Annotated in this window: 21 protein-coding genes; 18 read left to right on the forward strand and 3 right to left on the reverse strand. The window is 69.6% G+C overall.

Annotated features, from left to right (window positions below):
- The 17 genes from IEZ01_RS14165 to IEZ01_RS14245 form a co-directional block, all read left to right on the forward strand.
- Nucleotides 1-428 (forward strand): peptide chain release factor-like protein (locus IEZ01_RS14165; protein ID WP_308427169.1); only part of this gene is annotated, 428 nt, incomplete at its 5' end.
- A gap of 27 nt (nucleotides 429-455) precedes the next feature.
- Nucleotides 456-1,301 carry a peptide chain release factor N(5)-glutamine methyltransferase gene (gene prmC, locus IEZ01_RS14170; protein ID WP_189201958.1) on the forward strand — a complete coding sequence of 282 codons (846 nt, stop codon included), beginning with the start codon at nucleotides 456-458 and terminating at the stop codon, nucleotides 1,299-1,301.
- Nucleotides 1,302-1,332: 31 nt separating this feature from the next.
- A complete protein-coding gene (locus tag IEZ01_RS14175; RefSeq protein WP_019889496.1) occupies nucleotides 1,333-1,980 on the forward strand; it encodes an L-threonylcarbamoyladenylate synthase in 648 nt (215 codons plus the stop codon).
- A gap of 28 nt (nucleotides 1,981-2,008) precedes the next feature.
- Nucleotides 2,009-2,653, forward strand: coding sequence for an arsenate reductase/protein-tyrosine-phosphatase family protein (locus IEZ01_RS14180; RefSeq protein WP_019889497.1), 645 nt, complete (start codon nucleotides 2,009-2,011; stop codon nucleotides 2,651-2,653).
- Nucleotides 2,654-2,772: 119 nt separating this feature from the next.
- Nucleotides 2,773-4,056 carry a serine hydroxymethyltransferase gene (glyA, locus tag IEZ01_RS14185; protein ID WP_019889498.1) on the forward strand — a complete coding sequence of 428 codons (1,284 nt, stop codon included), beginning with the start codon at nucleotides 2,773-2,775 and terminating at the stop codon, nucleotides 4,054-4,056.
- A gap of 107 nt (nucleotides 4,057-4,163) precedes the next feature.
- Entirely contained in the window at nucleotides 4,164-5,486 is a 1,323-nt protein-coding gene (locus IEZ01_RS14190) for an MraY family glycosyltransferase (protein WP_019889499.1), read from the forward strand.
- Between the two features lie 262 nt (nucleotides 5,487-5,748).
- Nucleotides 5,749-6,186, forward strand: coding sequence for a Cg1360 family ATP-synthase-associated protein (locus tag IEZ01_RS14195; protein ID WP_019889500.1), 438 nt, complete (start codon nucleotides 5,749-5,751; stop codon nucleotides 6,184-6,186).
- Between the two features lie 225 nt (nucleotides 6,187-6,411).
- Nucleotides 6,412-7,221: a F0F1 ATP synthase subunit A gene (gene atpB / locus IEZ01_RS14200; protein WP_019889502.1), complete on the forward strand. Its 810-nt coding sequence runs from the start codon at nucleotides 6,412-6,414 to the stop codon at nucleotides 7,219-7,221.
- A gap of 79 nt (nucleotides 7,222-7,300) precedes the next feature.
- On the forward strand, nucleotides 7,301-7,543 hold the full coding sequence (gene atpE / locus IEZ01_RS14205; protein WP_019889504.1) for an ATP synthase F0 subunit C: 243 nt from the start codon (nucleotides 7,301-7,303) through the stop codon (nucleotides 7,541-7,543).
- 41 nt (nucleotides 7,544-7,584) lie between these two features.
- Entirely contained in the window at nucleotides 7,585-8,130 is a 546-nt protein-coding gene (locus IEZ01_RS14210) for a F0F1 ATP synthase subunit B (RefSeq protein WP_019889505.1), read from the forward strand.
- Complete coding sequence (locus IEZ01_RS14215) at nucleotides 8,127-8,942, forward strand: F0F1 ATP synthase subunit delta (protein ID WP_019889506.1); 816 nt, start codon at nucleotides 8,127-8,129, stop codon at nucleotides 8,940-8,942. The genes IEZ01_RS14210 and IEZ01_RS14215 overlap by 4 nt, the downstream gene beginning before the upstream one ends.
- Before the next feature lie 138 nt (nucleotides 8,943-9,080).
- On the forward strand, nucleotides 9,081-10,673 hold the full coding sequence (gene atpA / locus IEZ01_RS14220) for a F0F1 ATP synthase subunit alpha (RefSeq protein ID WP_019889507.1): 1,593 nt from the start codon (nucleotides 9,081-9,083) through the stop codon (nucleotides 10,671-10,673).
- 20 nt (nucleotides 10,674-10,693) lie between these two features.
- Entirely contained in the window at nucleotides 10,694-11,611 is a 918-nt protein-coding gene (locus IEZ01_RS14225) for a F0F1 ATP synthase subunit gamma (protein WP_019889508.1), read from the forward strand.
- Nucleotides 11,611-13,053 carry a F0F1 ATP synthase subunit beta gene (atpD, locus tag IEZ01_RS14230; RefSeq protein ID WP_019889509.1) on the forward strand — a complete coding sequence of 481 codons (1,443 nt, stop codon included), beginning with the start codon at nucleotides 11,611-11,613 and terminating at the stop codon, nucleotides 13,051-13,053. Before IEZ01_RS14225 ends, atpD begins: the two co-directional genes overlap by 1 nt.
- Before the next feature lie 163 nt (nucleotides 13,054-13,216).
- Nucleotides 13,217-13,591 carry a F0F1 ATP synthase subunit epsilon gene (locus IEZ01_RS14235; RefSeq protein ID WP_019889510.1) on the forward strand — a complete coding sequence of 125 codons (375 nt, stop codon included), beginning with the start codon at nucleotides 13,217-13,219 and terminating at the stop codon, nucleotides 13,589-13,591.
- A 129-nt stretch (nucleotides 13,592-13,720) separates the two neighbouring features.
- The gene (locus tag IEZ01_RS14240) at nucleotides 13,721-14,167 is read left to right on the forward strand and encodes a DUF2550 domain-containing protein (protein WP_028797985.1); all 447 of its coding nucleotides are present in this window, start codon (nucleotides 13,721-13,723) and stop codon (nucleotides 14,165-14,167) included.
- Nucleotides 14,164-14,916 (forward strand): 4'-phosphopantetheinyl transferase family protein, encoded by a 753-nt coding sequence (locus tag IEZ01_RS14245; RefSeq protein ID WP_189201960.1) that lies wholly within the window; start codon nucleotides 14,164-14,166, stop codon nucleotides 14,914-14,916. The genes IEZ01_RS14240 and IEZ01_RS14245 overlap by 4 nt, the downstream gene beginning before the upstream one ends.
- Before the next feature lie 10 nt (nucleotides 14,917-14,926).
- Here IEZ01_RS14245 and IEZ01_RS14250 read toward each other — a convergent pair whose 3' ends face one another.
- The 3 genes from IEZ01_RS14250 to IEZ01_RS14260 all read right to left on the reverse strand — a co-directional run bounded on the left by IEZ01_RS14250 (nucleotide 14,927) and on the right by IEZ01_RS14260 (nucleotide 18,780).
- Nucleotides 14,927-16,714 (reverse strand): glycoside hydrolase family 18 chitinase, encoded by a 1,788-nt coding sequence (locus IEZ01_RS14250; RefSeq protein WP_040875672.1) that lies wholly within the window; start codon nucleotides 16,712-16,714, stop codon nucleotides 14,927-14,929.
- Nucleotides 16,715-16,936: 222 nt separating this feature from the next.
- Nucleotides 16,937-17,587 carry a response regulator gene (locus IEZ01_RS14255; RefSeq protein ID WP_019889516.1) on the reverse strand — a complete coding sequence of 217 codons (651 nt, stop codon included), beginning with the start codon at nucleotides 17,585-17,587 and terminating at the stop codon, nucleotides 16,937-16,939.
- Nucleotides 17,584-18,780, reverse strand: a complete 1,197-nt coding sequence (locus IEZ01_RS14260) for a sensor histidine kinase (protein WP_019889517.1) — start codon at nucleotides 18,778-18,780, stop codon at nucleotides 17,584-17,586. The genes IEZ01_RS14255 and IEZ01_RS14260 overlap by 4 nt, the downstream gene beginning before the upstream one ends.
- 152 nt (nucleotides 18,781-18,932) lie before the next feature.
- Here IEZ01_RS14260 and IEZ01_RS14265 point away from each other — a divergent pair, with 152 nt between their 5' ends.
- Nucleotides 18,933-19,511 (forward strand): hypothetical protein, encoded by a 579-nt coding sequence (locus IEZ01_RS14265; protein WP_019889518.1) that lies wholly within the window; start codon nucleotides 18,933-18,935, stop codon nucleotides 19,509-19,511.
- The last annotated feature ends 106 nt before the right edge of the window (nucleotides 19,512-19,617 follow it).

Here is a 19,617-nt window from a genome sequence, read left to right on the forward strand (position 1 = left end):
TCGAGGTCCACGCCAACGACCTGCGCATCGACGTCTACCGCTCCTCGGGCCCCGGCGGCCAGTCCGTCAACACCACCGACTCCGCGGTTCGCATCACCCACCTGCCGACCGGCATCGTCGCCTCCTGCCAGAACGAGAAGAGCCAGCTCCAGAACAAGGAGCAGGCCATGCGTATCCTCCGGTCCAGGCTGCTCGCCGCGGCCCAGGAGGAGGCCGAGTCGAAGGCCGCCGACGCCCGCCGCAGCCAGGTTCGTACGGTCGACCGCTCAGAGAAGATCCGTACGTACAACTTCCCGGAAAACCGCATCTCGGACCACCGCGTCGGCTTCAAGGCGTACAACTTGGACCAGGTGCTCGACGGAGAGCTCGACCCCGTCATCCAGGCCTGCGTCGACGCCGACTCCGCGGCGAAGCTCGCCGCCGCGTAAGCCACATTCCCCGTACGGAGGACCAGCGTGAACCTGCTGCTCGCGGAAGTGGCCCAGGCCACCCAGCGGCTGGCCGACGCCGGCGTGCCCTCGCCGCGCAACGACGCGGAGGAGCTCGCCGCGTTCGTGCACGGCGTCAGGCGCGGGGAGCTGCACACGGTCAAGGACGCGGACTTCGACGCGCGGTACTGGGAGACCATCGCCCGCCGCGAGGCGCGTGAACCGCTCCAGCACATCACCGGACGTGCCTTCTTCCGCTATCTGGAGCTCCAGGTCGGGCCCGGTGTCTTCGTGCCGCGCCCGGAGACCGAGTCGGTCGTCGGGTGGGCCATAGACGCCGTGCGCGCCATGGACGTCGTCGAGCCGCTCATCGTGGACCTCTGCACGGGCTCCGGGGCCATCGCCCTGGCCATGGCCCAGGAGGTGCCGCGCTCGCGCGTGCACGCGGTGGAGCTCTCCGACAACGCGCTGGTGTGGACGCGGAAGAACGCCGAGGGGTCCAGGGTCACCGTCCACCAGGGCGACGCCCTGAGCGCCCTTCCCGAGCTCGACGGCCAGGTCGACCTGGTCATCTCCAACCCGCCGTACATCCCGCTCACCGAGTGGGAGTACGTCGCCCCCGAGGCCCGCGACCACGACCCGGAGATGGCTCTCTTCTCCGGCGAGGACGGCCTCGACACCATCCGCGGGATCGAGCGCACCGCGCACCGCCTGCTGCGGCCCGGCGGGCTCGTCGTGATCGAGCACGCCGACACCCAGGGCGGCCAGGTCCCGTGGATCTTCAACGAGGAGGCCGGCTGGGCCGACGCAGCCGACCACCCGGACCTGAACAACCGCCCCCGCTTCGCCACGGCCCGCAAGGCGACGCCGTGACCACCCGTACCGTGTACCAGGAGGCCCGCTGATGGCTCGGCGATACGACTGCAACGACGCGACGGACCGTACGACGGGCCTGCGTGAGGCCGCGTCGGCCGTCCGCCGTGGCGAGCTCGTCGTGCTCCCCACCGACACCGTGTACGGCATCGGTGCGGACGCCTTCTCCTCGGAGGCGGTCGCCGATCTGCTGCAGGCGAAGGGGCGCGGCCGGAACATGCCCACCCCGGTCCTCATCGGCTCCCCGAACACCCTGCATGGCCTGGTCACCGACTTCTCCGAGCAGGCGTGGGAGCTCGTCGACGCCTTCTGGCCGGGCGCGCTGACGCTGGTCGCCAAGCACCAGCCGTCCCTCCAGTGGGACCTGGGGGACACCCGTGGCACGGTCGCCATCCGGATGCCGCTGCACCCCGTCGCCATCGAGCTGCTCACCGAGGTCGGCCCGATGGCCGTCTCCTCCGCCAACCTGACCGGACACCCGGCGCCGGAGGACTGCGACGCCGCGCAGGAGATGCTCGGCGACTCCGTCTCCGTGTACCTGGACGGCGGCCCGACCCCGGGCATCGTGCCCTCTTCGATCGTCGACGTCACCGGCAAGGTGCCGGTGCTGCTGCGCGCCGGTGCCCTGGACGCGGACGAGCTCCGGAAGGTCGTACCCGACCTCGAGGTGGCCCCGTGAGCGGAGCGCACAACCGAGGACCAGCGCTGTGACCGCCCCTGAGGGGCGTGGCATAGCGGGGTACGACAACTCCTTCCGCATCCTCCACGTCAGCACCGGCAACGTCTGCCGCTCGCCGATCACCGAGCGGCTGACCCGCCATGCCCTGAGCCACCGCCTGGGCGGCGATCCCCTCGCGGGCGGCCTGATCGTGGAGAGCGCCGGCACCTGGGGCCACGAGGGCGCCCCGATGGAGGCCAACGCCGAGATCGTCCTCGCGGACTTCGGCGCCGACGCGACCGGCTTCGTGGGCCGCGAACTCCTCGACGAACACGTCATCCGCGCGGACCTGGTCCTCACGGCGACCCGCGACCACCGCGCCCAGGTCATCTCGATGGGCCACTCGGCGGGCCTGCGGACCTTCACCCTCAAGGAATTCACCCGCCTGGTCCGCGCCATAGACCCCGCGACGCTGCCGGACCCCCTGAGCGACGGCATGGTCGAGCGGGCCCGCGCGCTGGTGCGTGCGGCGGCGGCGCTGCGGGGATGGCTGTTGGCGCCCAGCGCGGAGGCGGACGAGGTGAACGACCCCTACGGGGCGCCCATCACGTTCTTCCGTTCGATCGGGGACGAGATCAACCAGGCGCTGGATCCGGTGGTGACCGCGCTGACCGGCGTATCTGCGCGAACCTGACCAAGGCCGGGGCGCGGTGGCCGAAAACCAGCCGTGCACCCGGATCGCCGTACTACCGCGCATCCGGGTCGCCACGCGCCTACATTGGAGCTGAAGCCCAGCCCACGCCTGGAGCCAAGATGCCGGTCACCGCTGCTCCCGCTGCCGCCTCCCACGATGTGCGTGCCACCCCCTACGGTCCGGATTTCGACGCCCTGCGACGGCAGGACCCGGAGATCGCCGATGTGATGCTCGGCGAGGTACGGCGCCAGGCCGACGGCCTGCAGCTCATCGCCGCCGAGAACTTCGCCTCCCCCGCCGTGCTCGCCGCCCTCGGCTCGCCCCTCGCCAACAAGTACGCCGAGGGCTATCCCGGCGCCCGCCACCACGGCGGATGCGAGTTCGTCGACGCCGCCGAACGCATCGCCGTCGACCGCGCCAAAGCCCTCTTCGGCGCCGAACACGCCAACGTCCAGCCCCACTCCGGCTCCTCCGCCGTCCTCGCCGCCTACGCCGCGCTGCTCCGGCCCGGAGACACCGTTCTGGCCATGGGACTCGCCTTCGGCGGCCACCTCACCCACGGCTCGCCCGCCAACTTCTCCGGCCGCTGGTTCGACTTCGTGCCCTACGGCGTCGACGCCGGCACCGGCCTCATCGACTACGACCAGGTCCGCACCCTCGCCCGCACCCACCGCCCCAAGGCCATCGTCTGTGGCTCGATCTCATACCCCCGCCACATCGACTACGCCCTCTTCCGGGAGATCGCCGACGAGGTCGGGGCCTATCTGATCGCCGACGCCGCCCACCCCATGGGCCTGATCGCCGGCGGCGCCGCGCCCAGCCCCGTGCCGTACGCGGACGTCGTCTGCGCGACCACCCACAAGGTGCTCCGCGGCCCCCGCGGCGGACTGATCCTGTGCGGCGCCGAGCTCGCCGAGCGCATCGACCGGGCCGTCTTCCCCTTCACCCAGGGCGGCGCCCAGATGCACACCATCGCCGCCAAGGCCGTCGCCTTCGGAGAGGCGGCAACACCGGCGTTCTCCGCGTACGCCCATCAGGTGGTGGATCATGCCCGGGTCCTCGCGGCCGGCCTCGCCGCCGAGGGCTTCGCGCTCACCACCGGCGGCACCGACACCCACCTGATCACCGCCGACCCCTCCCCGCTCGGCATCGACGGCCGCCTCGCCCGGCTGCGGCTCGCCGCCGCCGGCGTCGTCCTCGACACCTGCGCCCTGCCTTACGGGGACGGGCGCGGCATCCGCCTGGGCACCGCCGCGGTGACCACCCAGGGCATGGGCCCGGCCGAGATGGCGAAGGTCGCCACCCTCTTCACCGCGGCGCTGAGCGAGGACCCCGCCGAGGCGGCCCGCGTCCGCGCCGACGTACGTGATCTTGCCGGGCGATTTCCTCCGTACGGACGGTAGGGAAACGGGCCGTGCAACCATCGCCCCGCCCCCGATGTCCTTGAGCACATGGACGGCACAGCTAGGGTGTGGGGCTGAGATGGCCAGCGATTCCTGTGGGGCAGCCCGTGCGTGATTACCTGCTGACGCTCTGTGTCACGGCTGCGGTGACCTACCTGCTGACCGGTCCGGTGCGGAAGTTCGCCATCGCGGCCGGGGCGATGCCGGAGATCCGCGCGCGAGACGTACACCGAGAACCGACACCGCGGCTTGGTGGCATCGCCATGTTCTTCGGGCTGTGCGCGGGTCTGCTGGTCGCCTCGCACCTGGAGAACCTCAGCAGTGTCTTCGACCTCTCCAACGAGCCCCGCGCGCTGCTCTCCGGCGCCGCCCTGATCTGGCTGATCGGCGTCCTTGACGACAAGTTCGAGATCGACGCCCTGATCAAGCTGGGCGCGCAGATGATCGCGGCCGGTGTGATGGTGATGCAGGGTCTGACCATCCTGTGGCTGCCCATCCCCGGCGTCGGCACCGTCGCCCTCACCCAGTGGCAGGGCACGCTCCTCACCGTCGCGCTGGTCGTCATCACCATCAACGCGGTCAACTTCGTCGACGGTCTCGACGGCCTCGCCTCGGGCATGACCTGCATCGCCGCCGGAGCCTTCTTCCTGTACGCGTACCGGATCTGGTTCGGCTACACCATCGAGGCCGCAGCCCCCGCCACGCTCTTCGCGGTCCTGCTCATCGGCATGTGCCTGGGGTTCCTGCCGCACAACATGCACCCGGCCCGGATCTTCATGGGCGACTCCGGCTCGATGCTGATCGGGCTGATCCTCGCCGCCTCCGCCATCTCGATCACCGGCCAGGTCGACCCGGACGCCCTGAAGATCTTCGAGGGCTCCACCCGTGAGGCCACCCACGCGGCGCTGCCCGTCTTCATCCCGCTGGTGCTGCCGCTGACGATCATCGCGATCCCGGTCGCCGACCTGATCCTTGCGATCGTGCGCCGGACCTGGCACGGGCAGTCGCCGTTCGCAGCCGACCGCGGCCACCTCCACCACCGGCTCCTGGAGATCGGCCACTCCCACAGCCGGGCCGTCCTGATCATGTACTTCTGGTCGGCGCTGATCGCCTTCGGCACGCTCGCCTACTCGGTCCACTCGGCGTCCATGTGGATCGTGCTGCTGATCGTCGTGCTGAGCGCCGCCGGACTGGTGCTCCTGCTGCTGCCGCGGTTCACGCCGCAGGCCCCGCGCTGGGCGGAATCCTTCGTACCGCCGCGCTACCGCAGGCATCGCTTCGCCGCCACGGAACCGGCGGCCGGATCCCCGGCCGCCTCCGCCGCCCCGGTGGAGGAGCGCACCCCTGTGCCCGCCGGGGTCAATGGGGCGACCGCCATCGGTCACCGGTCCCGGTTCACGGACCGGCGTAAGGCGGGCACGCCCAGTTGACGAATGCGGCGATCCGCCGCATTACCAGACAAGGCGCCTCGATTTCCTGCACACACGCGCAGGGTCACTCTCATGTGTGAGAGTCAGCACACCCCTGGGTAAAGACCTATTCAAATAGTTTGTGATACGGTTCACGAGACCCGGCGACAGAGCCGAAGGGCCGTAGTGCGACGGTCCCTTGGCCCCGAGATCACGCCTCGGACCGGGCATACGCTCGTCCATGACGACACCACTGCCCCCACCAGCAAGCGGAGATGCCGCCATGCCGTCCAACGACGCCCGCACCCTTCTCTACGCCGCCGTACCCTCCGCAGTCACCGGCGCGGTCGCCGCTGTGATCAGCGGTGTGGTCGCCGGCGGCAAGGGGGCGCTCGGGGCCGTCGCCGGGACGGTGGTGGTGATCCTCTTCATGGGAATCGGTCTCGTGGTGCTCCAGCGGACCGCAAAGTCTCTTCCGCAGCTGTTCCAGGCCATGGGGCTCATGCTCTACACGGCCCAACTGCTGCTGCTCTTCATGTTGATGGCCCTGCTCAAGAACACGACGTGGTTCAACTTCAAGGCCTTCGGATTCACCCTGCTCGCGGCGACCATTGTCTGGATCGCCGCTCAGGCGCGCGCGTACATGACCGCGAAGATCATGTACGTCGATTCCGAAGCCGCGAAGGGTGAGAAGCCCGAGAAGACGGGTTCGTCGAAGTGAAGGGTAGGGCCGGGATAAATGCCCGTTCGGGATCCTGCTATCGTCCGGTGCCAACTGCGGCACTGCGGGCGCGGGCATCCGAGCTGACGCCTGTCCCAGCGCGAGGCTCGAAGCCGAACCGCCGCCCCCTTATCCGTAAGACCAGTCCAGTGCCGACCCGCGGCTGCGTGCCGCGCCGACACAACGAGGTTGCCGTACCTATGCGCCACGCTGAAGGAGCCCGCGGTGAGTGCTGACCAGACGCTTGCCTTCGACCCCGATTGCCACATCTTCTCCGGATGTGGTTTCCCGGCGCCGGGCCTCCACACCTTCCTGTACGAGCCCATCGCCACCATCGGCGGCTTCGATTTCACCAAGCCGATGCTGCTCGCGCTGATCAGCACGCTCGTGGTCGTCGGCTTCTTCTGGGCCGCCTTCAACAAGCCCAAGATGGTCCCGGGCAAGGTTCAGATGATCGGCGAGGCCGGCTACGACTTCGTGCGTCGCGGCATTGTCTACGAGATCATCGGCAAGAAGGACGGCGAGAAGTACGTCCCGCTGATGGTGTCGCTCTTCTTCTTCGTGTGGATCATGAACCTCTGGTCCATCATCCCGCTCGCGCAGTTCCCGGTCACCTCGCTGATCGCCTTCCCGGCCGCTCTCGCGCTGATCGTCTACGTGCTCTGGATCAGCCTGACCTTCAAGAAGCACGGCTTCGTCGGCGGCTGGAAGAACATCCTCGGCTACGACAAGAACCTCGGCCCGATCCTGCCGGTCGTGATGGTCCTCGAGTTCTTCTCGAACCTGATCATCCGCCCCTTCACGCACGCGGTCCGACTGTTCGCGAACATGTTCGCCGGTCACCTCCTGATCGTCATGTTCTCCCTGGCGACCTGGTACCTCATGAACGGCCTGGGCTTCGTCTACGCCGGTGCCTCGTTCGTGATGGTCATCGTGATGACCGCCTTCGAGCTCTTCATCCAGGCCGTGCAGGCGTACGTCTTCGTGCTCCTGGCCTCCAGCTACGTACAGGGCGCGCTCTCCGAGCACCACTGAGCCAGCTCCATTCCCCAAGACCCGCATTCGTCCGGTGGCCAACCCCCACCGGGACATTGAAAGAGAAGGAAGAACCGGCATGTCCGCTCTCCAGACCCTCGCCGCCGAGAACGCCGTCTCCGGTAACGTCTCCGCGATCGGCTACGGCCTCGCCGCCATCGGCCCCGGCGTCGGCGTCGGCATCATCTTCGGTAACGGCACCCAGGCCCTTGCCCGCCAGCCCGAGGCTGCCGGCCTGATCCGTACCAACCAGATCATGGGTTTCGCCTTCTGTGAGGCGCTCGCCCTCATCGGCATCGTCATGGGCTTCGTCTACAAGTAAGCCGGACCGACAGCCCAACCCCTTTCACGGAAGGCACTGATGTGAACGCTCTGCTTCTTGCGCAGGCGGAGGAGCCTCAGAATCCTCTCGTCCCGCATCTCGACGAGCTCGTCATCGGCCTGATCGCCTTCGTCATCGTCTTCGGCTTCCTCGCCAAGAAGCTCCTTCCGAACATCAACAAGGTTCTGGAGCAGCGCCGCGAGGCCATCGAGGGCGGCATCGAGAAGGCCGAGGCGGCCAAGATCGAGGCTCAGAGCGTGCTGGAGCAGTACAAGGCTCAGCTCGCCGAGGCCCGCCACGAGGCCGCGCGTCTTCGCCAGGAGGCCACGGAGCAGGGCACCGCTCTCATCCAGGAGATGAAGGCGGAAGGCCAGCGCCAGCGCGACGAGATCATCGCTCTCGGCCACGCCCAGATCGAGGCCGACCGCAAGGCCGCGGCGACCGCGCTGCGTCAGGACGTGGGCAAGCTCGCCACCGACCTGGCCGGCAAGCTGGTCGGCGAGTCCCTCGAGGACCACGCCCGCCAGAGCCGCACCATCGACCGCTTCCTCGACGAGCTCGAGGAGAAGGCCGAGGCCGCCCGATGAACGGAGCGAGCCGCGAGGCACTGGCTGCCGCGCGCGGGCGTCTCGACGCGCTGACCGACAACACCTCGGTCGACGCGGCGAACCTCGCACAGGAGCTGGCCGCCGTTACCGCGCTGCTCGACCGCGAGGTGTCGCTGCGTCGGGTCCTGACCGACCCGGCGCAGGCCGGTGAGGCCAAGGCCGAGCTGGCCCGGCGACTGCTCAGCGGTCAGGTGGGCGGCGAGACCGTCGACCTGGTCTCCGGCATGGTCCGTTCCCGCTGGTCGCAGTCGCGCGACCTGGTCGACGGGGTCGAGGAGCTGGCGAACATCGCCGACCTCACCGCGGCGCAGCAGGCCGGTGTGCTCGACAGCGTCGAGGACGAGCTGTTCCGGTTCGGCCGGATCGTCGCCTCCAGCACCGAGCTCCGCTCGGCGCTGACCGACCGGGCCGCGGCGGCGTCCGCCAAGGGTGAGCTGCTGCGCAGCCTGCTCGGCGGCCGGGCCGACGCGGTCACCGAGCGCCTGGTCGTCCGTCTGGTGACCCAGCCCCGGGGACGTAGCCTGGAAGCGGGACTCGAGTCCCTGTCCAAGCTCGCCGCGGCGCGCCGGGACCGCATGGTCGCCGTCGTCACCACGGCGGTGCCCATGACCGACGGGCAGAAGCAGCGCCTCGGCGCCGTGCTGGCCAAGGTGTACGGGCGCCAGATGCACCTGAACCTGGACGTGGACCCGGCGGTCCTCGGCGGGATCTCGGTGCGCGTCGGTGACGAGATCATCAACGGCACCATCTCGGAGCGCCTCGAAGAGGCGTCCCGACGGCTCGCCGGCTGACGCTCCGCGTCGGCACCAACTCAACAAGCATCACCAGCGGCCCGGTTGGGCCGTGCAGAGATTGCAGAAGATTCCTGGGGGTCGGCCCCCAGACCCCCAAAGAAACTTCGGGCCCAACAAGGAGAGCAGGGAACCCAGATGGCGGAGCTCACGATCCGGCCGGAGGAGATCCGGGACGCGCTGGAGAACTTTGTCCAGTCGTACAAGCCGGACGCGGCCTCGCGCGAGGAGGTCGGCACGGTCAGCCTGGCCGGCGACGGCATCGCGAAGGTCGAGGGTCTTCCCTCGGCCATGGCGAACGAGCTGCTGAAGTTCGAGGACGGCACCCTCGGTCTCGCCCTCAACCTCGAGGAGCGCGAGATCGGTGCGATCGTTCTCGGCGAGTTCAGCGGTATCGAGGAGGGCCAGCCGGTGCAGCGCACCGGTGAGGTTCTCTCCGTCGGTGTAGGCGAGGGCTACCTGGGTCGCGTCGTCGACCCGCTCGGCAACCCGATCGACGGCCTCGGCGAGATCGAGACCGAAGGCCGTCGCGCCCTGGAGCTGCAGGCCCCGGGCGTCATGGCGCGTAAGTCGGTGCACGAGCCGATGCAGACCGGCTACAAGGCCGTCGACGCGATGGTGCCGATCGGCCGTGGTCAGCGTCAGCTGATCATCGGCGACCGTCAGACCGGCAAGACCGCGCTGGCCGTCGACACGATCATCAACCAGCGTGACAACTGGCGCTCCGGCGACCCGAAGAAGCAGGTCCGCTGCATCTACGTCGCCATCGGCCAGAAGGGCTCCACCATCGCGTCCGTGCGCGGTGCCCTGGAGGAGGCCGGCGCGCTCGAGTACACGACGATCGTCGCCGCCCCCGCGTCCGACCCGGCCGGCTTCAAGTACCTCGCCCCGTACACCGGCTCGGCCATCGGCCAGCACTGGATGTACGACGGCAAGCACGTCCTGATCATCTTCGACGACCTCTCGAAGCAGGCCGACGCCTACCGCGCCGTGTCCCTGCTGCTGCGCCGCCCGCCGGGCCGTGAGGCGTACCCGGGTGACGTCTTCTACCTGCACTCCCGTCTGCTGGAGCGTTGCGCCAAGCTCTCCGACGAGATGGGCGCCGGTTCGATGACCGGTCTCCCGATCGTCGAGACCAAGGCCAACGACGTGTCGGCGTTCATCCCGACCAACGTCATCTCCATCACCGACGGTCAGTGCTTCCTCGAGTCCGACCTGTTCAACGCCGGTCAGCGTCCGGCCCTGAACGTCGGTATCTCGGTCTCCCGTGTCGGTGGCTCCGCCCAGCACAAGGCCATGAAGCAGGTCTCCGGCCGTCTGCGCGTGGACCTCGCCCAGTACCGCGAGCTGGAGGCGTTCGCCGCCTTCGGTTCCGACCTGGACGCGGCCTCCAAGGCTCAGATGGAGCGCGGCAAGCGCATGGTCGAGCTGCTGAAGCAGGGCCAGTACATGCCGATGCCCGTCGAGGAGCAGGTCGTCTCCGTCTGGGCCGGTACCACCGGCAAGATGGACGACGTCCCGGTCGCCGACATCCGTCGTTTCGAGGCCGAGCTGCTGGAGTACCTGCGCCGCGAGCGCAAGGACCTCCTGACCAGCATCGCCGAGGGCGGCAAGATGTCGGACGACACCCTCACCTCCGTCGCCGACGCGATCGCCGCCTTCAAGCAGCAGTTCGAGACCTCGGACGGCAAGCTTCTGGGCGAGGACGCTCCGGTCAGCACGGCCAAGTAACGACGGAAGGGACCTGACTCATGGGAGCGCAGCTCCGGGTCTACAAGCGTCGTATCAAGTCCGTCACCGCGACCAAGAAGATCACCAAGGCGATGGAGATGATCGCCGCCTCGCGCATCGTCAAGGCGCAGCGCCAGGTGGCGGCCTCCACGCCGTACGCGACCGAGCTGACCCGCGCGGTCACCGCGGTGGCGACGGGGTCGACGACGAACCACGCCCTCACCACCGAGGCCGAGAACCCGACGCGTGCCGCGATTCTGCTCATCACGAGCGACCGCGGCCTCGCGGGCGGCTACTCGTCCAACGCCATCAAGGCGGCGGAGGAGCTCACCGAGCGCCTCCGCGGCGAGGGCAAGGAGGTCGACGCCTACATCGTCGGCCGCAAGGGTGTGGCGTACTACGGCTTCCGTGAGCGCAAGGTCACGGAGTCGTGGACGGGCTTCACCGACAACCCGACGTACGCGGACGCCAAGGCTGTCGCGGCGCCGCTGATCGCGGCGATCGAGAAGGACACGGCCGAGGGCGGTGTGGACGAGCTCCACATCGTGTTCACCGAGTTCATCTCGATGCTCACGCAGACCCCCGTGCAGAGCCGGCTGCTGCCGCTCAGCCTCGAGAAGGCTGCGGAGGAGTCGGGGACGAAGGGCGAGATCCTTCCGCTGTTCGACTTCGAGCCGTCGGCTGAGGACGTCCTCGACGCCCTCCTGCCGCGCTACGTCGAGAGCCGGATCTACAACGCGCTGCTCCAGGCCGCTGCCTCCAAGCACGCCGCCACCCGCCGCGCGATGAAGTCGGCGACCGACAACGCCGGGGAGCTCATCAAGAGCCTCTCCCGGCTTGCCAACGCGGCCCGCCAGGCCGAAATCACCCAGGAAATCAGCGAGATCGTCGGTGGCGCCAGCGCCCTGGCCGACGCGACCGCGGGGAGTGACAAGTAATGACGACCTCTGTTGAGACGGCCGCCGCCACGGGCCGCGTCGCCCGGGTCATCGGCCCGGTCGTCGACGTGGAGTTCCCCGTCGACGCGATGCCGGAGATCTACAACGCGCTGACCGTCCAGGTCGCCGACCCGGCCGAGGACGGCGCGCTCAAGACGCTGACCCTCGAGGTCGCCCAGCACCTGGGCGAGGGCCTGGTCCGCGCGATCTCGATGCAGCCCACCGACGGTCTGGTCCGCCAGGCCCCGGTGACCGACACGGGCGACGGCATCACCGTCCCGGTCGGCGACTTCACCAAGGGCAAGGTGTTCAACACCCTCGGTGAGGTGCTGAACGTTCCCGAGGAGAACGCCAACATCGGCGAGCGCTGGGCGATCCACCGCAAGGCGCCCACCTTCGACCAGCTCGAGTCGAAGACCGAGATGTTCGAGACCGGCGTCAAGGTCATCGACCTTCTCACTCCGTACGTCAAGGGTGGAAAGATCGGTCTGTTCGGTGGTGCCGGTGTCGGCAAGACCGTTCTGATCCAGGAAATGATCTACCGCGTCGCCAACAACCACGACGGTGTGTCGGTGTTCGCGGGCGTCGGTGAGCGTACCCGTGAGGGCAACGACCTCATCGAGGAGATGTCCGACTCGGGCGTCATCGACAAGACCGCCCTGGTCTTCGGTCAGATGGACGAGCCCCCGGGCACCCGTCTGCGCGTCGCCCTGGCGGGTCTGACCATGGCGGAGTACTTCCGCGATGTGCAGAAGCAGGACGTGCTCTTCTTCATCGACAACATCTTCCGGTACACCCAGGCCGGCTCCGAGGTGTCCACCCTGCTCGGCCGTATGCCGTCCGCGGTGGGTTACCAGCCGAACCTGGCCGACGAGATGGGTCTGCTGCAGGAGCGCATCACCTCGACGCGTGGTCACTCGATCACGTCGATGCAGGCGATCTACGTCCCCGCGGACGACCTGACCGACCCGGCCCCGGCCACCACCTTCGCCCACCTCGACGCGACGACGGTTCTCTCCCGTCCGATCTCCGAGAAGGGCATCTACCCGGCCGTGGACCCGCTGGACTCCACGTCCCGGATCCTGGACCCGCGCTACATCGCGCAGGACCACTACGACGCCGCCACGCGCGTCAAGGGAATCCTGCAGAAGTACAAGGACCTCCAGGACATCATCGCGATCCTCGGTATCGACGAGCTCGGCGAGGAGGACAAGCTCGTTGTCCACCGCGCCCGTCGTGTGGAGCGCTTCCTGTCGCAGAACACCCACGTCGCCAAGCAGTTCACCGGCGTGGACGGCTCGGACGTGCCGCTCGACGAGTCGATCGCCGCGTTCAACGCGATCTGCGACGGTGAGTACGACCACTTCCCCGAGCAGGCGTTCTTCATGTGCGGTGGCATTGAGGACCTCAAGGCCAACGCCAAGGAGCTCGGCGTCTCCTGACCCCGTGCTCTCTTCGAGGGGGGCGGGTTCGCCCCGCCCCCCTCGGCACGCCCCCGGCCGTAAGGCCCAGGGGCATGGCCCGGCGCATCGGTGCCCGCGGCCCTACTAGACTTATGACCCAACACCCGGCACTTCCGCCGGGTGGTGACCCGAGGAGCCACCCTTGGCTGCTGAGCTGCACGTCGAGCTGGTCGCCGCGGACCGGAGTGTCTGGTCCGGCGAGGCCACCCTGGTCATCGCGCGTACCACCTCCGGCGACATCGGCGTCATGCCCGGCCACCAGCCGCTGCTCGGTGTGCTGGAGTCGGGCCCGGTGACCATCCGTACGAGCGAGGGCGACACTGTCGTCGCCGCCGTGCACGGCGGATTCATCTCGTTCGCCGACAACAAGCTGTCGCTGCTCGCGGAGATCGCCGAGCTGGCGGACGAGATCGACGCCCAGCGCGCCGAGCGTGCGCTGGAGCGAGCGAAGTCCGAGTCGGACGCGGCCGCCGAGCGCCGCGCCGATGTCCGGCTGCGCGCGGTCGCGGTGCGCTAAGGCGCTCCGCACCGAGAGTTTGAACCTCAGCCGCGGCACGACTGGAATTTTCCAGACCGTGTCGCGGCTGAGGCGATGCAGATCCACTGTGTATGACGGTTACGGGACGAAGCGAGGAGGTCGGTGAAGATGTTCCTCGCTCTGCTCGTGGGCGGCCTGGTAGTCGCACTGGTGGTGATCGGGCTCTTCGTCTTCGGACTGCGGCGGCGGCTGATCCAGCGCTCCGGCGGGACCTTCGACTGCAGTCTGCGCTGGAACGTCCCCGAGAAACCCGACCCGTCCGGCAAGGGCTGGGTGTACGGCGTCGCCCGCTACAGCGGTGACCGGATCGGCTGGTTCCGGGTCTTCTCGTATGCGCCCCGCCCCCGCCGCGTCCTGGAGCGCTCGTCCATCGAGGTGCTGGCCCGCCGCATGCCCGAGGGCGAGGAGGAGCTCGCGCTGCTCTCCGACGCCGTGGTGCTGGGCTGTCTCCACCAGGGGACCCGGGTGGAGCTGGCCATGAGCGAGGACGCGCTCACCGGCTTCCTGGCCTGGCTCGAGGCGGCGCCGCCCGGACAGAGGGTCAACGTCGCGTGAGCGACCCCGTAGCAGTCGTACGGCCCGGTGAGTGCCATGTGTGGACCGCCAGGGCCGTTTCCGTACCCTCTCCCGCCCTGCTCGCCCTGCTCGACGAGGGGGAGCGGGCCCGCTACGACGCGTTCCTGCGGGACGAACCGCGGGCGCTGTATCTGACGGCGCACGCCCTGCTGCGCCAGGTGACCGCCGCACAGCTGGGCACGGACCCCGCGGGGATCGTCTTCACCACGGTCTGCCACCACTGCGACGGGACGCCCGACCGTCCGCATGGCAAGCCCGGCCTGCCGGATTCCCCGCTCGAACTGTCGCTGTCGCACTCCGGGGAGATGGTGGCCGTCGCGCTGACGTACACCGGACCGGTCGGCGTCGACATCGAGCAGGCCACGACCCGGGGCGAGCTGCCGCTGAACGTCCTCGCCGCCGTCGAGCGCGCGGAGCTGGACCGGCTGCCGGAGTCCGAGCGGCGCGCCGCCTTCATCCGGTACTGGGCGCGCAAGGAGGCGGTCCTCAAGGCGACCGGGGACGGACTGATGGCCGACCCGGCGACGCTGACGGTCAGCGCCCCCGGCCGGCCGGCCGAGCTGCTCCACTGGGCGGAACGCGTACAGCCGCACCCGCCGGTGCGGCTGTACGACGTCGAGACGGAGAAGGACTACCGGGCGGCGGTCGCGGTGCTCGGCGACGCCTGCCGGGTGGTCCCGCACCATGTGGAGTACAGCGGGGACGGCGTGCTGCGCCGCCCCCGCTGATCCGTGGCCGCTACCTCAGGCCGCTGTTGATGGCGCTGACCAGCTCGCCGTTGCTGGTGTCACCGCTGAACTCCCAGAAGAAGGCGCCGCCCAGGCCCTGGTTCTTGGCCCAGCCCATCTTGGACGTGACCGTGGCGGGGGTGTCGTAGCTCCACCAGTTGGTGCCGCAGTGGGCGTAGGCGGTGCCGGCGACGGTGCCTCCCCCAGACTCCGTCTGGGAGGTGCCCCCAGCCGGGCAGGAGTTCTTGAGGACCTTGTAGTCCTCGATTCCCTGCTCGTACGTGCCCTGCGCCGGTCCGGTGGCGGTGCCGCCGGGCTCCTTCTGGGTCACGCCGGTCCAGCCGCGGCCGTAGAAGCCGATGCCGAGGAGCAGCTTGGCGGCGGGGACGCCCTTCGCCTTGAACTTGGCGATCGCCTCGGCGGAGTTGAAGCCCGCCTGCGGGATGCCGGGGTAGGAGGTGAGCGGGGAGTGCGGGGCCGTCGGGCCCTTGGCCGCCCACGCGCCGAAGAAGTCGTACGTCATGACGTTGAACCAGTCCATGTACGGCGCCGCGCCCGCGTAGTCGGCCGCGTCGATCTTGCCGCCGGCCGAGGCGTCGGCGGTGACGGCCGCTGTGACCAGGTTCTTCGTGCCGAACTTGGCGCGCATGGCCTGCATCATGTTCTTGAAGGAGGCCGGTCCGCTGGTGTCGCAGGACAGACCGCAGGCGTTGGGGTACTCCCAGTCCAGGTCGATGCCGTCGAAGACGTCGGCCCAGCGCGGGTCCTCGACCAGGTCGTAGCAGGACTGGGCGAAGGCGGCCGGGTTCTGCACGGCCTGGCCGAAGCCGCCGGACCAGGTCCAGCCGCCGAAGGACCACAGCACCTTGATGTGCGGGTACTGCGCCTTGAGCTTGCGCAGCTGGTTGAAGTTGCCGCGCAGCGGCTGGTCCCAGGTGTCGGCCTTGCCGTCGACGGACTGGTCGGCGGTGTAGGCCTTGTCGTAGTCGGCGTAGGCGTCACCGATGGTGCACTTGCCGCCCTGGACGTTGCCGAAGGCGTAGTTGATGTGCGTGATCTTCGACGCGGAGCCGGACGTCACCAGGTTCTTGACGTGGTAGTTGCGGCCGTAGACGCCCCAGTTGGTGAAGTAGCCCAGCTTGACCGTGGAGCTCGGGCCGGGGCCCGTGCCGCCTCCGGTGGTACGGACCGACGCGGCGCCGCTGACCGGGCCGGTCTGGTCGGCGGTGTCCCGGGCCTGGACCGTGTAGGTGTAGTCGGTGCCGGCGGTCAGACCGGTGTTGGTCCAGGTCAGGCCGGTGACCGTGGCGACCTTGGCGCCGTCGCGCAGGACGTCGTAGTTCTTGACGCCCTTGTCGTCGGTGGCGGCGGTCCAGGTCAGCTTGACCGAGGTGTTGGTGATGTCGGAGGCGACGGGGGTGCCGGGGGCGCTCGGCCGGGCGTCGCCGGGCTGCGAGCCGCCGTCGCAGGAGGCGCCGTTGATCTTGCAGCCGGAGGGGGAGCCGCCGCCGGTGCCGTTGAAGCCGAAGGAGACGGTGGCGCCCGGGGCGAGAGTGCCGTTCCAGCCGACGTTCTTGGCGGTCCAGTGGGTGCCGGAGCTGGTGACGGTGGCGTCCCAGGCGGAGGTGACGGCGGTACCGGCGGGGAAGTCCCACTCGACGGTCCAGGCGCTGAGGGTCGTGGTGCCGGTGTTCTTCACCGTCCACTTGCCCTCGAAGCCGCTGCCCCAGTCGGAGACCTTGGTGTACGTGGCGGTGGCCGACTCGGCGGCCTCGGCGGGGGTGGCCAGACCGACCATCGCGGCGAGCGGCAGCAGCAGCGCGGTCAGCCCGGCAGCGACCCGGGATCTGAAGCGTGGTTGGTGCACGGAGGCTTGAGTGCTCAACTGTGCTCCTCAAGTTGCGGACGGGCAAGGTGGGGGTTGGGTCCGTGAACTGTGCGCGCCGTGAGCGTAGGAAGGTCTGGACCAATCGTCAATAGGTCCAGACCATAGATGGTGCGACTGGGGGAGGTTAAGGGGTCAGACCCCCAACTCCTGCGCCAGGACAGCCGCTTGGACCCGACTGCGCAGCTCCAGCTTGCCCAGCAACCGGCTGACATGCGTCTTGACGGTTGCCTCCGCCATCTCCAGCCGCACCGCGATCTCCGCGTTGGCCAGACCCTGCCCCAGGCACGACAGCACCTCGCGCTCCCGGCGCGTCAGGACGTCGAGCACTGCGGGATCCGGCGCGTCGGGGGAGCGTACGGGCCGCGGTGCCGCGAACTCGGCGATGAGCCGCCGGGTCACCGCCGGGGCGATCAGACCCTCGCCGCGCGCCACCGTCCGTACCGCCTCGATCAGCTCCTTGGCGTCGGTGTTCTTCAGCAGGAACCCCGAAGCCCCCGCCCGCAGCGCCCCGAAGACGTACTCGTCCAGATCGAACGTGGTCAGCACGAGCACGTCGGCAAGCCCCTCGGCGACCACCTGCCGGGTCGCGCTCACCCCGTCCATCCGGGGCATCTGAATGTCCATCAGCACGAGGTCGGGACGGAGCTCGCGGGCGAGCTCCACGGCCTGCTCCCCGTCCGCCGCCTCACCCACCACCTCGATCTCCGGCGAGCTCCCCAGGATCAGCACCAGACCGGCGCGCACCGCGCTCTGGTCCTCGGCGACCACCACCCGGATCGTCATGGCTTGGGCGTCCTCTCCTCGGCGGGCAGCTCCGCCCGCACCTGCCAGATCTTCACGCCGTCGGCGGCGGTGACCGGGCCCGCCTCGAAGACCCCGCCGAGCAGGGCCACCCGCTCCCGCATGCCGACCAGACCCGCCCCCGACCCCGGCGCCCGCGGCCCCGGCCGGTCGCCGAAGGTGCTGGTCACCCGTACGGTCAGAGCCCGGTCGTCCTGGCCGAGGGTCACCGTGACCGGACCGGCCGGGGCGTGCTTGAGGGCATTGGTCAGCGACTCCTGCACGATCCTGTACGCGGCGAGCTCGACCGGGGCGGGCAGCGGCTCCTGCCGGGGCCGGCGAGCGTCGTCCAACGTGAACGTCAGCCCGCTGGAGGCGCCGTTGGCCATGGCCTGCGCGAGGAGCGCGTCCACGCCGGCGAGCGTGGGGGAGGCGGCCGGCTCCGCGTCGCCGCTGCTGTCCCGCAGCAGCCCGATCAGCCGCCGCATCTCGGCGAGCCCCTCGACGCTGTTCTCCCGGATCACGTTCAGCGCCTGCCGGGTGGTGGCCTCGTCGTCGATCGACAGCGCGGCCGTGGAGTGGATGGCGATCGCCGACAGATGGTTGGCGACCATGTCGTGCAGCTCCCGGGCCATCCGGGCCCGCTCCGCCGTCACCGCCTGGGTGCGGTCCATCTCGGCGAGCAGCGCGGTCTGCTGGGCGCGCAGCGTCGCCGTCTCCGCCGCCTGCCGGTGCGCGCGCACCAGGGCGCCGGTGGTGGCGGGCGCGAAGGAGACCAGACCGACGACCATGCCGACGAGCAGCGCCTCCGGGTCGCGGTACCAGGCCACGTAACCTATGGTCGCCGCCACACTGATCAGTCCGGTGGTGACCGGGATCCGCCGGGCGGAGGCCGGCGTGCCGTACACCACCGCCGCGTAGACGATGTCCGTGAACATCAGGACCGTCGCCACGCTGCCGGTGGTGAACTGGTCCGCCACGATCGCCAGCGTGCCGGCGACAAGGGCTGTACGGGGCATCGTCCGGCGCAGCAGCTCAAGCCCGGCCATCACGGCCAGCGGCACCAGCGCCACCCAGTGCGCGGGGAAGAGCCGGCCGCCCTGGGTGTGCAGCCCGACGGCCCACAGCAGCAGTCCGCCGATGAGGCCGCCGGCGGCGATGAACACGTCGTCGCGGTGAGGGCGGGGCAGAGTCACCCACCCATCAAACACGCACCGGCCCGGCGCGTCTGTCCCCGCCCGGTCGGAGCCGGCGGTACATCGAAGGATGCAGTCGCGGCTCGTCACTGATGACGACGCGGCGCGGCCACGGCGACGGGAGGCTTGGACCGTACGAAAGGAGAGCCCCCGTGATCGTCGCCCTGATCGTGATCTGCGAGGTCGGCTTCTGGGTGCTGCTGGCGGCCGGACTCGCCGTCCGGTACCTGCTCAAGATGGTCCGGACCGGCGCGGCCCTGCTCCTGTGCGAGCCGCTGCTGGAGGTCCTGCTGCTGGTCGTCACCGCGATCGACCTGAAGAACGGCGCCGAGCCGAGCATGAAGCACGGTCTGGCCGCGCTCTACATCGGCTACACCGTCGGTCACGGCCACCGCACGGTGAAGTGGCTCGACCGCCACGCCGCGCACCGCTTCGGCGGCGGCCCGGTGCCGTGGCGGCCGCCGAAGTACGGCATGGCCCGGGCGGCCTACGAGGGCAAGCTCTGGCTCGGCACCCTCCTCGGCGCCGCGGTCGCGACCGCCCTGCTCCAGATCGCGATCTGGTACGTGGACGACGCGAGCCGTACCGGTTCGCTGCAGAGCTGGATGTCCGGGGCCTGGAAGGCGGCCGCCATCCACGGCCTGATCGCGCTCACCTACGCGATCTGGCCGAAGAAGGACCCGAACCCGACCCCCGACGAGGACCGCGAACCGGTCCGAGTGGAGCGCTAGCGGGGCGGCGGGGTGGCTGTCAGCGCTCCCCGCCCGGGACCCAGAGCACGTCGCCGACCTCCTTGTTCGCCGTCCTCGCGAGATGCTGTGTTTCCCGGGGGAGACC

It is taken from the genome of Streptomyces purpureus (assembly GCF_014648195.1).
GTDB classification, from domain to species: Bacteria; Actinomycetota; Actinomycetes; order Streptomycetales; family Streptomycetaceae; genus Streptomyces; species Streptomyces purpureus.

Bases quoted from the DNA above. Each gene is read 5' to 3' on its own strand.
- glyA (WP_019889498.1), top strand. From the start codon at position 2,773: ATGCCGGTCACCGCTGCTCCCGCTGCCGCCTCCCACGATGTGCGTGCC.
- IEZ01_RS14225 (WP_019889508.1), top strand. From the start codon at position 10,694: ATGGGAGCGCAGCTCCGGGTCTACAAGCGTCGTATCAAGTCCGTCACC.
- IEZ01_RS14250 (WP_040875672.1), bottom strand. From the start codon at position 16,714: ATGGTCGGTCTGGCCACCCCCGCCGAGGCCGCCGAGTCGGCCACCGCC.
- IEZ01_RS14175 (WP_019889496.1), top strand. From the start codon at position 1,333: ATGGCTCGGCGATACGACTGCAACGACGCGACGGACCGTACGACGGGC.
- IEZ01_RS14240 (WP_028797985.1), top strand. From the start codon at position 13,721: ATGTTCCTCGCTCTGCTCGTGGGCGGCCTGGTAGTCGCACTGGTGGTG.
- atpA (WP_019889507.1), top strand. From the start codon at position 9,081: ATGGCGGAGCTCACGATCCGGCCGGAGGAGATCCGGGACGCGCTGGAG.
- IEZ01_RS14195 (WP_019889500.1), top strand. From the start codon at position 5,749: ATGCCGTCCAACGACGCCCGCACCCTTCTCTACGCCGCCGTACCCTCC.
- IEZ01_RS14255 (WP_019889516.1), bottom strand. From the start codon at position 17,587: ATGACGATCCGGGTGGTGGTCGCCGAGGACCAGAGCGCGGTGCGCGCC.
- atpE (WP_019889504.1), top strand. From the start codon at position 7,301: ATGTCCGCTCTCCAGACCCTCGCCGCCGAGAACGCCGTCTCCGGTAAC.
- IEZ01_RS14215 (WP_019889506.1), top strand. From the start codon at position 8,127: ATGAACGGAGCGAGCCGCGAGGCACTGGCTGCCGCGCGCGGGCGTCTC.
- atpD (WP_019889509.1), top strand. From the start codon at position 11,611: ATGACGACCTCTGTTGAGACGGCCGCCGCCACGGGCCGCGTCGCCCGG.